This is a genomic window from Mesorhizobium intechi, assembly GCF_002879535.1.
In the GTDB taxonomy this organism is placed as follows: domain Bacteria; phylum Pseudomonadota; class Alphaproteobacteria; order Rhizobiales; family Rhizobiaceae; genus Mesorhizobium; species Mesorhizobium intechi.
Genome location: NZ_PNOT02000148.1, coordinates 1 through 11200, shown reverse-complemented (window position 1 = coordinate 11200; position 11200 = coordinate 1). Strand labels below are relative to the sequence as shown.

The 11200-nt window shown below is 61.4% G+C and carries 10 protein-coding genes; 4 read left to right on the top strand and 6 right to left on the bottom strand.

The window, feature by feature from the left end:
- Nucleotides 1-56 precede the first annotated feature (56 nt).
- Nucleotides 57-1028, bottom strand: a complete 972-nt coding sequence (locus C1D09_RS12585) for an NAD-dependent epimerase/dehydratase family protein (RefSeq protein WP_143974642.1) — start codon at nt 1026-1028, stop codon at nt 57-59.
- A 751-nt stretch (nt 1029-1779) separates the two neighbouring features.
- On the opposite strand from C1D09_RS12585, the gene C1D09_RS12575 reads away from it, so the two are divergent.
- Complete coding sequence (locus C1D09_RS12575) at nt 1780-2553, top strand: NAD kinase (protein ID WP_143974641.1); 774 nt, start codon at nt 1780-1782, stop codon at nt 2551-2553.
- Nucleotides 2554-2745: 192 nt separating this feature from the next.
- On the top strand, nt 2746-4338 hold the full coding sequence (locus C1D09_RS12570) for a DEAD/DEAH box helicase (RefSeq protein ID WP_167514584.1): 1593 nt from the start codon (nt 2746-2748) through the stop codon (nt 4336-4338).
- Between the two features lie 42 nt (nt 4339-4380).
- Here C1D09_RS12570 and C1D09_RS12565 read toward each other — a convergent pair whose 3' ends face one another.
- The 5 genes from C1D09_RS12565 to C1D09_RS12545 all read right to left on the bottom strand — a co-directional run bounded on the left by C1D09_RS12565 (nt 4381) and on the right by C1D09_RS12545 (nt 8321).
- Entirely contained in the window at nt 4381-5052 is a 672-nt protein-coding gene (locus C1D09_RS12565; RefSeq protein ID WP_143974639.1) for a WbqC family protein, read from the bottom strand.
- A complete protein-coding gene (locus tag C1D09_RS12560; RefSeq protein WP_167514583.1) occupies nt 5052-5921 on the bottom strand; it encodes a hypothetical protein in 870 nt (289 codons plus the stop codon). Before C1D09_RS12560 ends, C1D09_RS12565 begins: the two co-directional genes overlap by 1 nt.
- Nucleotides 5922-6000: 79 nt before the next feature.
- Nucleotides 6001-6954, bottom strand: coding sequence for a glycoside hydrolase family 32 protein (locus C1D09_RS12555; protein ID WP_143974637.1), 954 nt, complete (start codon nt 6952-6954; stop codon nt 6001-6003).
- Nucleotides 6954-7622: an acetyltransferase gene (locus C1D09_RS12550; RefSeq protein ID WP_143974636.1), complete on the bottom strand. Its 669-nt coding sequence runs from the start codon at nt 7620-7622 to the stop codon at nt 6954-6956. Before C1D09_RS12550 ends, C1D09_RS12555 begins: the two co-directional genes overlap by 1 nt.
- A gap of 66 nt (nt 7623-7688) precedes the next feature.
- Entirely contained in the window at nt 7689-8321 is a 633-nt protein-coding gene (locus tag C1D09_RS12545) for a class I SAM-dependent methyltransferase (protein WP_208760375.1), read from the bottom strand.
- Nucleotides 8322-8428: 107 nt separating this feature from the next.
- Between C1D09_RS12545 and C1D09_RS12540 the strand changes: the two genes are divergently transcribed.
- Entirely contained in the window at nt 8429-10102 is a 1674-nt protein-coding gene (locus tag C1D09_RS12540) for a B12-binding domain-containing radical SAM protein (RefSeq protein ID WP_246135726.1), read from the top strand.
- Nucleotides 10099-11200 (top strand): DegT/DnrJ/EryC1/StrS family aminotransferase (locus tag C1D09_RS12535; RefSeq protein WP_143974635.1); only part of this gene is annotated, 1102 nt, incomplete at its 3' end. The genes C1D09_RS12540 and C1D09_RS12535, both read left to right, overlap by 4 nt.

Sequence of the window (11200 nt, the reverse complement as noted above, 5' to 3'; positions counted from 1 at the left end):
TAACTATACAGTCAATATCTTTTCGCAGACATTGCCTCGGTTGGCCAAGTGGCTGTTCAGGCGCTTGCCGCCGATCTGTCCCCAGTCACAATCCGTCGCCGGTACCACTCGAAGGTGCGCCGGATCCCTTCCTGGTAGCTTGTCGTCGCCTCCCATCCGGGAAGAATTTGCCTTGCCAGCGTCAAGTCCGGGCAGCGGTTTGTCGGATCCTGCGCGATTGGCGCACGATGTTCGATGCGGCTGCCCGCAACAAGCGAACAGACGAATTTCGCGATCTCGAGAACGGATACCTCGCGATTGTTGCCGATGTTCAGGGGAGCTCGGTGCGAGATGCTGTCACGCCAAAAGAAACGTTCCAGGCCGTCGACGATATCGTCCACATACCCCCAACTGCGCGATTGGGAGCCGTCGCCATGGACCGTCAGGATTCCCGTGGTCAGGGCCTGGCAGACAAAATTCGAAACGGCGCGGCCGTCATCGATGCGCGTTCGTGGACCATAGGTGTTGAACAGCCTGACCACGCGCACATCGAGCCCGCTGACGCGTTGCTCTTCGAAAAGCAGCGCCTCGGTGCAGCGCTTGCTCTCGTCATAGGAGGCCCGTGGCCCGGTGCAGTCCACGGACCCCCGGTAGCTCTCCGGTTGCGGCGACATCAGGGGATCGCCATAGACCTCCGAGGTCGAGGCGAAGCAGAAGCGGCCGCCGGGCCTGAGCAGCGACAGAAGATTGAGCGCGCCGCCTATGTTGGCTTTGATCGTGCGCGCCGGCTCGCGCATGTACCATACGGGCGAAGCCGGTGACGCCAGATGGATGATCTCATCGAAATGCTGGCTGGTCGTGAAGCTTTCCGCATCGGCGATCCGCAGGCTGAGCCGCTGGTCCGAGACATGGGCAATGTTGTCGCGCGATCCGGTCCACAGATTGTCGACGACGACCAGCGTTTCCACATCCTCGCGCCGCAGCAGGCGATCGACAAGATGGGAGCCAAGAAAGCCGCAGCCACCAGAGACCAACACGCTGCGCGGCATGCGAACTCCCCTTCAGAACACGTCCGGTCAATGCGCCGCGACGCCTGTCTCCCGGAACGACGGGAACAGCATCCTATGCGGCTATGACACGTCTACCAGTGCTTCTGTCGATGCCGCAATTGCAACGATCAAACTTGCGCCAGCCCGGGCTGCGGTCGCCCAAGCATGGAAACTGTCGCTCGGGGTGGGCCGAGCGTCGGCGGCGTCTGCAGACGAGTGGCGTATTCCGGCGGTCTACAGTGCCCGTTGCGGGCAAGGCGTTCCGGCGGCATCGCCGCAGCGCGACGCTGTCGGCAGTGGTCTCATGCTCATATTTTCCGACTGGCGCACAAGCTCAGCGAAGACCAGGGCGAAGCTACCCAGCATGACAAAGACGATGATCAGGCGTGCTACCGGCAATATGTCGGCCTCGTCTGGCTGGTGCGTGTCTCCGGAGGAGGCATGCGCACAAATCAAAACTGCCGCAGCGTCCTCTGGCATCCCGAAGGATACGGCGATGCTGCGGGCGCCCCCACGCCATTCATGCCGGCTAACATGATAGATCAGCCTTTACGAGACTTTAAGCTCCGCCTTAACCATCACATTCGCGCGTGCCCCTGTCATGAAGCGCGATCCGCAGGTTCGGATGATGCCGTGGCGGCACGCCCGGCGTGCCGGCGCATGGCTCTCTTTGCAGACCTGCCCGCCCCGTGCTACCCCGGCGCGGGCGCGGCCAGACCTGCCGCCGCCAATCGGTCGCGATCGGGGAGCCATGAGCACAGCCGCCAACAGCATCGCCTTCGTCTCGTCCGACACAGCCGACGCCAAGGCGGCGCTGGCAAGTCTGTCGGGGCGCTATGGCCAGTGTTCTGTAGCCGAGGCCGCGGTTGTGGTGGCCCTGGGCGGCGACGGCTTCCTGCTGCAGACCTTGCGCGACACGATGGGAACGGGAAAGAAGGTCTACGGCATGAACCGCGGCACCATCGGGTTCCTGATGAATGAGTACCGGTCCGGGGGGCTCACCGAACGCATCGCTGCCGCGGTCGCTGAAACCATCCGGCCGCTGGAAATGCTGGCGGTCACCTCGGAAGGCGAGACCGTTTCGGCGCTGGCGATCAACGAGGTCGCGCTGTGGCGCCAATCGTACCAGACGGCCAAGATCCGCATCAGCGTCGATGACCAGATACGGCTCGAGGAACTCAGCTGCGATGGCGTCATGATCGCCACGCCGGCCGGATCCACCGCCTACAATCTTTCAGCGCATGGCCCGATCCTGCCGCTCGACGCGCCGCTCCTGGCACTGACGCCGGTCAGCCCGTTTCGCCCGCGCCGCTGGCGTGGCGCATTGCTCTCCAACAAGGCGACCGTGCGCTTCGATATCCTGGAGCCGGAAAAGCGGCCGGTAAACGCCGCCGCGGACCATACGGAGGTCAAGGCGGTGACCTCGGTAACGGTCCGGGAGTCACCGGCAGCGACTGCAACCTTGCTGTTCGACCCCAATCATTCCTGGAACGAGCGCATACTGGCCGAGCAGTTCCGTTACTGAGCCGACACAGAGACAAGCGGCCGGATTAAGCATCGTGATTAAGGCTACAGCTTCACAATCGCGCCAATCCCGCCCGTTTCTGTTGACAAATCGCGGACTTGCGCCTAATCGCAATGCCAATCTTGCAAGCGCGTGGCGCTTGCCGCGACGAACAACGTTGCGCCTCCCCGAACCAGCCAAAGACAACAACACTTGTCCTCAGACACCACGATCGCTCAAGAAGCGTTGACCTTTTCAGACCTCGGCCTGTCGCCGAAGGTGCTTTCCGCAGTTACCGATGCCGGCTACACGCAGCCGACACCGATCCAGGCCGGCGCCATCCCGCACGCCTTGCTCGGCAAGGACGTGCTGGGCATAGCCCAGACCGGCACCGGCAAGACAGCCTCGTTCGTGCTGCCGATGCTGACCCGGCTGGAAAAGGGCCGCGCCCGCGCCCGCATGCCGCGCACGCTGATTCTCGAACCGACGCGTGAGCTTGCCGCGCAGGTCGAGGAAAACTTCGTCAAATACGGCAAGAACCACAAGCTCAACATCGCGCTTCTGATCGGCGGCGTGTCGTTCGACGAGCAGGACAAGAAGCTGGAGCGCGGCGCGGACGTGCTGATCGCGACTCCCGGCCGCCTGCTCGACCATCGCGAGCGCGGCAAGCTTCTACTCAACGGCGTCGAGATCCTGGTCATCGACGAGGCCGACCGGATGCTCGACATGGGCTTCATTCCCGACATCGAGCGCATCTGCGAGATGATCCCGTTCACCCGGCAGACGCTGTTCTTCTCGGCGACGATGCCGCCGGAAATCACCAAGCTGACGGAAAAGTTTCTGCACGCGCCCGTGCGTGTCGAAGTTTCGAAGGCCGCGTCGGCCGCCACCAACATCACCCAGCGGCTGGTAAAATCAGGCTCGAAGCCTTGGGACAAGCGCGAGACCTTGCGCAACCTCATGAAGGCCGAAGACGCTGAGTTGAAGAACGCCATCATCTTCTGCAACCGCAAGGTCGAAGTGTCGGAGCTGTTCCGCTCACTGCTGAAGCATGATTTCGATGCCGGCGCCTTGCATGGCGACATGGACCAGCGCGCCCGCATGCAGATGCTGGCCAATTTCCGTGATGGCAAGTTGCGCTACCTCGTGGCATCGGACGTCGCCGCGCGCGGCCTCGACATCCCCGATGTCAGCCATGTCTTTAACTACGATGTACCGATCCATGCCGAGGACTATGTCCACCGCATCGGTCGTACCGGCCGTGCCGGTCGCTCCGGCAAGTCCTTCACCATCGCGACCAAGTCCGACACCAAATACATCGACGCCATCGAACGGCTGATCGGCAACAAGATCGAATGGCATGACGGTGACCTGTCGACGGTCGTGGCTAGCGAAGGCGGTGAGGACGACGCTCCGCGCCGTGGCAAAGGCGCGCCGCGCCGGGCCGGCCGCAAGGACGAGGATCGCAAGGTCAGGGGCGAGCGCAAGAAGGGCGGCGAACGCCGTGCCAGACACGGCGAGGAAGACGCCTCGAGCGTGGTCGCAGAGCAAGAACAGCCCGATGTGGCTCAGACGGCCGTCGCCGATATCAGCGAGCGGCGCGCGCGCAAAGAGGCGATCCGTTCGGAAAACACCGAACGGAAATCCTCCGATCGCAACGAACAGCGCGCACCAGAGCGTGGTGACACCAGGCCGCAGCGAGACAACAGCCGCCCTGCCCGCCATCGCCACCAGGAAGATAACGACACCACCGTTGGCTTCGGCGACGACATGCCGGCCTTCATGCGAATCGTCGCCAAGGTCTGACTGGGTCAAACCTGAAATAGCCGCCAAGTGATCGGCAAACGATCACGGGGCCAGCAGGCACGTCTTTTGGATATCATCGCGAAGGTCAGCGAGGCCGTTGCCCAACAAGGCAGGCAAGATGTGCGGGAACCTTCCCGCATAGGGCACGAGAAATCGAAGATCTATGCCTGCTTGCTGAAAGGCGTCACGCGAATAGAGGCTCCGGCCGCCCGGAGCATTGATGTAGCGCTGGCCGCCAAGTGCCTGAACGACGGCGATCACGCGGGCTTGCGCACGCAAGGCAGGATCGATGCCGAGGCGGGAGCTGCGCACGACATCCGGCCTGAGCTGAAGCGCATCGGCCGCCAGCCGAAGACCTTCCTCAAGAAAATCCGTCACGTCACCAAGCGATCCGGTCAGGTGACGGTTGATCTGCTCCGCCGCTGGCGTTCGCACCTGGCCTGGCAGGCCGAAAACAGCCAGCCGCTTGTCCAAGGTGGTTCGGGCATCGTTCGCCCAGCGCAGGTCCTTTATCAGCGCGTCGAAAGGCATCGGCGCAAGGGGCAATGTCAGCCAGTGTCCCGGTGTCATTTCGCAGCGGTGCACCCTGCCCCGGCGCGTAAACTGGACATCGTCGAAGACAACGAAGATGTCGCTCGCGGCCATGAGGCGGAAATAACCCGCATAGGGGAAGAAGTATGGCTGCATGACAGCAATGGTGAGCTTGCCCGCCACTATGTTTCGCCTTCGCCGTAGAAGAGGTTAGGCAGGCTTCGAACGTGCCGCTGGAAAGCCTGCAGAACCAGCGATGCGAATGACGTGTTGCAGAAGGCGTCGAATTCATCGCGGTTGCACAGGAAGCTGTGACGGTCGAACTGTTCGCGGCGAAGATAATGCAGCACCCTGATATCAGCCGCGTCGTGCAGCCCATGCGCCAGCATCTCGTCCGAGTTCGGGCAGTTGTATTCCGGCCCAAGCGGCAAAGGATCGGCTCCAACCGTCAGGATCGCCAATGACAGCGCGATCTGGGCGGAAAAGAAGATGGAGGGCGTATCCTTCAAATAATCCAATACCCGCGCCGTCAGCGGGCGGATCAAAGGCTGAATAGCGGTGAATGCCATCTTGTTGAAGGCGACGAAACCATAGTTGAAATAGGGCGGGCAGCCACCGAACGCTTCATCCGGCGACTGGGAATATCGGAAGTTCAGGGGCGCGTCGCCGAAGCCGAATGCCCCCAGAAGTCGGCGCCACGCCGCGTCATTTTCCGCGCCATTTCTCGAGAATGGTGAGAAATGCGCCGGCAGCCCGGCCACGGTAGGACGGTCGGCGTCGCGCATGCTTTGCAGAAGGCCGTCGATAGGCCGCATCAGGCAGGCATCGGCATCGACAAGGATGATGACATCGCCGCTCGGCGGTTCGGCATAACGGTCGAAGCCCGAGGAAAAGCCTCGATCGCTGACAGCGTGAGGCACGGGACGCCAAGTCACCGGGTAGGCCGATGACCATCGATTGACGGCAGTGATTTCACTGAAATCGGCATGCCCCCCGACGGAGACCAAGATGGGGGCGGTGGCATAGGGGCCGCCGAGACTGGCGAGCGACAAAGCAGCCAGTTTGACGTTTGAAAAAAACTCCTGTCCAGGCAGGATCGGGATGCGAAATTCGAAAGTCATTGGGGTCTGCTCAAGTCAAATCGCGGGTTGCCCAGCCGATGCCGGATTCGCCAAACCCGTTGCCATTGTAGAACATCACGTCACCGGAGGGGCGCTGCATGACACAGCAATAGGCCTGCATCGAGCTATCGAATTCGCCGGCGGCCGGCGGATTGCTGAAGATCACAGGCTCCGCTTCGCCGACGGTTCCCTTCCCGGCGTCCATGCGGCGAGAAAACAGTCGGTACGCTTCTTTGCCGCCGGCGCGAAAGTCCCGCCCGCGGCGGCTGTACCACAGCCGCATGCCACCAGCCTCGTTCGTGATCCAGGGGCGCGTCTGACTGATTCCGTGACCAAGATCGTCGCACAGGACGACGCTCGAACCCGTTTCCCACAGCATGCCATCTGGTGAAAAACAGGTGCGAAGGACGTAGTCCGGTTCCAGCATACCCTTGGTCTCGGTCCAGCCGGTACCGCTGGTGTACCACATGCGATAGCCGCCCTCGACCGCACTGACAAAGGGCGTCGAAACGAAATAGGGATCAGCCGGGCCGATGCTGCGGATCGGCCCGGCAAATGCTCTCTCGAAACGCAGCCCATCATCACTGACAGCGAGCCCGATCGCTGTCTGGGAGCGGACGTCGACACGGGGATAGATACCGGAATAGTAGAGATGCACGCGCCCGCCGATCATCAGCGCACAAGACGGCCCCAGCCCAGAGCAATCGAAACTCCCGGGCGGGCTCCATTCCAGGAGCGGATCGAGATACCCGTCCAACACACGCATGCCGTCTTGCGGGTCGACATCGACGGCCAGAATGGATGACAGGTTATCCCTATTGCGTCCGGCAAAATAGATGCGCCAAAGCCGAGGCGAAAGGGCAAGGACGGTCGGGGCCTGGGCGTGACTGGCCCACCAGCCGTGCCCGGCCTTTACCGGCATCAGCAATCCCTGCCGGGTCCATTTCCTCGGATGGTCGGGCATCAACGGAACTTCATGGACCTGATGCGAGCGCTGGAATAGGGCTTCGGCAAGTCCGAGGGATGGCGCACCACGCTGTCGGGCGGCACATCGCGCCGAATCATGCACCGGGACTCGACATAGCTTCCCGCCCCAATCGTGACGCCGTTGTCGATGCCGACCTGACCGCCGATCAGGCTGCACGAGCCGATGTGGACGCCGCTCGCCAGGCCCACCTGTGAGGACAAGAAGCAGAAATCCTCGAGTACGGAGTGATGACCGACATGGCTGCCGCTCCAGATGATGACCCCCTCACCAACGCGTGCAAACGGCTGGAGCGTACAATTTTCAAGGATAAAGCAGTTGTCGCCAACAGTCTCCGCCATATTGTGCGTCGAGGGGTGGATAAAGCGGGTAAAGCCGTATCCACGCGCCTTGCCCTGCCTATGCCGATCACGGCGGAACTCGTTGAGGTTCTGGTAGCTGAGCGGACCGAGCAGCTTGACGGTTTCCGGCGGGAAACGCTCCTCAAGCCTTTCCCAGGCGACCACGGGAAGGCCCTTGAACTCGGTTTGTGTAAGGAAGCCTTCGTCGACGGTAAAACCGACGACGCGATCCTCGCCAAACCTGTCGAGATAGGCCTTGCCCACTTCGGCGATCTGCCCTGCCCCGAAAATAACCACGTCCGCCATGCCGCCCCCGCGCCTCTGCCCCCTGGTAACCTTGATCCGCAAGCCGGTGTCCCGCTGATCGTCCGGCTAAGCGGCAGCCTTGTAGACGTAAACGGTGTATTCGTAGAGTCCGTAGTCGGCGCGAATGAGATGATGACGCGACAATTGACCAATGACGAAGCGGCTGATCCGATCATAGGGCACGTGAAAAAGGTCTTCGCGCTCCCAGTCCACGTGTTTCGACATCAGGTTAAAGGCAATCCCTTTGCGCGCATGCGGGAACACCGTCCTCAGCAATCCCGTCACAGCTTCGAACATCGTCTCATAGTCGACACCGCAGCGCTCCGTGAAAACACCGTTCATGACGATGTAATCCGCCTCGGGCACAGCCGCGCCGGGCTCCATCACGTCCACGCAATCAAAGGCCACGCCGGGATATTTACGCCGGCATAGGTCGACAAACCGCGCCGACAGATCGAGGCCACGATATCGCACCTCGCGATCGGATTGGCGCAGATAATCGAGGAAATGGCCGGCGCCGCAGCCAAAGTCCAGCAGGTCGACCGGTTCGCGCTCACGCACCACCTCCATCATGATGCGATAACGGGTCGCCGCGCCCGCAGCATCCGGCCAGTCGACTCCTTGAGGGGTGTCTCCGTGGCGCGCCAAACATGCCTCATAGTGCGCAACAAGCGCGCTGTACGGCTTAATATCAGTCAATTGTAATATCTCACGGAATTGCCGTATACGTCCGACGTGGCCCTGTATACCACGCCATCAACCATGCGAAACGCTGCCCCCAGTATCTCCGGTAAGATCGACTCAACATGATGCACAGTTCGCACCTCCCTTCGCCGCGCCGGATTCAGGTTTGTCTCATCAACCCGCGCTTCCAGCCTTGCATCTGGACCCGCGACGAAATTCTGTCCGTTCTACCCGGCAACAAACGCAGTTGGATCGTGACGGGCTCCCTGCCAGCCCTAGCGGCCCTCGCCCCGCAGCATTGCGATGTCGTCCTGGTCGACGAGAACGTCGAGGACATCGATTTCGACCTCATCGGCGACTTCGACATCGTTGGCGTGACCGGCATGATCGTGCAGCGTGACCGCATGTTCGAAATCCTTGAACGGCTCCGTGGCCTACCCGTTACCACGGTGGTCGGCGGCCCCTACGTCTCCGTATCGGAATCGGAATTCGCCGAACGCTGTGACGTGCGGTTCATCGGCGAAGCCGAGGAGACGTGGCCGCACTTCCTGACGGCTTTCGCCCAAGGCGAGGCGGTCCAACGGCGGTACGAGCAAGACGCCAAAACGGACATGGAGACAGTCCCGACCCCGCGATACGACCTTCTGAAATCGGGACGCTACATGGTGGCATCGCTGCAGTTCTCGCGGGGGTGTCCTTTCCTGTGCGAATTCTGCGACATCATAACCATCTTCGGTCGCCGCCCCCGCCTCAAGTCGCCGGCGCAAATGGTCCTCGAGTTCGAGGCGATCGTGAAGGCGGGATTCAGCACCTGCTTTCTGGTCGACGACAATTTTATCGGCAACAAGGCGAAGGCCAAGGAACTGTTGCGCACTCTGATCGAATGGCAGCGTGCGAACAACTATCCGCTGATCTTCTCCACGGAAGCCAGCATCAATCTGGGCGACGATGAGGAAATGCTTGACCTGATGCGATTGGCCAATTTCCGCCAGGTCTTTGTCGGGATCGAATCGCCCCGCGCCTCCTCATTGGCCGAAACCAGGAAGGTTCAAAACGTCCGCGGCGATTCCATGCTGCAAAAATTGCAACGCATCCGCGACAAGGGTCTGGTGATTCAGGCAGGCTTCATCGTCGGCTTCGACGCCGATGATGAGACGATCTTCGACGAGCAGTTCGAGTTCATTCAGCAAAGCGGTATTGCGCTGGTATCGGTGGCCATCCTGTGCCCGATTCCGACGACGCCGCTCTACGATCGGCTGAAGGCCGAAGGGCGGCTGGATCTCAGCGACCCTCATGTCAGCTTTCATCCCAAGAACATGACACGCGAAGCTCTTAAAGCCGGTTACGACAGGTTGGTGCGGCGTCTCTACGAGCCGAACGCCTATTTTGAGCGCCTGCTGAATGGCTTCGCGGGATCACCGGACTTCCGTCGCAGCCGGGCATCCCAGGCCAGTGTGATTGGACGAAAGCGCTCTGGGATAGATCGGTTCGCGGAAATGGCCGGCGCTGCCCTGATGGTCGCCCGTCTTGCCAGAACTCTCCTCGTCAAGCGACGCGCGATAGCGCTTGGTGGTGCCTATATCAGGCATTGGCGCCGCAACCGTCGCCTTTGTGGTCGGGAAGCGATACCGTTCGCCAGTTTCGCAATGCTTTGCGCCGAACATTGGCATCTCTACACCATCTCGCAGACCGGCATCGGGTTCCAGATCGGCAGCAGCCGGCCCGAAACCCTGCAGCCATTGCCCGCCAATGAAGATATCTACCTCAAGATTTCCGACGGCCGTAAAGCTTCATGACGAGCAAATTATGGGACGCTGATCCCGATCCGACGCCTGACGTCCCGGTCGCGCGCCCGCGCCTGCCAACGGCGGACGACATCCTGCCTTATCTTCGCGAGATCGACGCGAACCGCTGGTACAGCAACAACGGTCCGCTAAATCAGCGCCTCCAGGAAGCCCTCAGGGCACGGATCGCCGTGGGTCATGTCGTGTGCCTGGCAAACGCAACGCTGGGATTGGCGCTGGCGCTGATGGCGCAGAAACCAGCGAAGGGCAATCTCTGCATGATGCCGTCCTGGACCTTCGCCGCCAGCGCGCATGCGGCGGTGCTCGCAGGCCTCGTTCCCTGGCTTGTCGATGTCGACCTCGACACCCAGCAATTGTTGCCAGATGCGGCGATGCAACTCCTCAGTCAGGCTCCTGGCAAGGTCGGTGCCGTCATGCCGGTTATGCCGTTCGGTGGCCCGATGGATGCCGCGAACTGGGATCGATTCAAGAGCGATACCGGTCTTGCCGTTGCAATCGACGCGGCCGCGGCCTTCGACTCGCTGACGCCATCGCGGGTTCCAGCAGTCGTCAGCCTGCATGCCACCAAGGCACTCGGCGTTGGCGAAGGTTGCTTCATTGCGTCCGATGACGGCGCCCTGATCGACGAAATTGTGAAGAGGGCGAATTTTGGGTTTGCAAATTCGCGCGAGGCGGTATCGCCGGCGTTGAATGGCAAGCTCAATGAGTACAGCGCTGCCGTCGGCCTCGCCGCACTGGACGGGTGGTCACTGACACGTGCCGCCTACCAGCGTGTTGCCAGAGGCTATTGCCGCTCGCTTGATTCGGCTTCCGGGTTGAAAGTGCAGGATGGATTCGGCGAACGTTGGATATCCTCCACAGTTACCATTGGCCTGCCGTCGGATTCGATGGAAAGGGCGCTCAAGGCGCTGACGCGAGCAGGAATTGGTGTTCGTCGATGGTGGGGTGGCGGCCTGCATCGGCACGAAGCGTTCGAACATTTCCCCAGAGTACCACTGCCGGTCACCGAGACGCTTGTTGCGGCTCAACTGGGCCTGCCTTGCTGGACGGATCTTCCGGATGAAGCAATCTCGCGTATCTGCTCCATCC

Excerpts from the sequence above, each read along its gene's own strand:
- C1D09_RS12575 (WP_143974641.1), top strand. The coding sequence starts at position 1,780 with ATGAGCACAGCCGCCAACAGCATCGCCTTCGTCTCGTCCGACACAGCC.
- C1D09_RS12550 (WP_143974636.1), bottom strand. The coding sequence starts at position 7,622 with ATGGCGGACGTGGTTATTTTCGGGGCAGGGCAGATCGCCGAAGTGGGC.
- C1D09_RS12555 (WP_143974637.1), bottom strand. The coding sequence starts at position 6,954 with ATGCCCGACCATCCGAGGAAATGGACCCGGCAGGGATTGCTGATGCCG.
- C1D09_RS12540 (WP_246135726.1), top strand. The coding sequence starts at position 8,429 with ATGATGCACAGTTCGCACCTCCCTTCGCCGCGCCGGATTCAGGTTTGT.
- C1D09_RS12585 (WP_143974642.1), bottom strand. The coding sequence starts at position 1,028 with ATGCCGCGCAGCGTGTTGGTCTCTGGTGGCTGCGGCTTTCTTGGCTCC.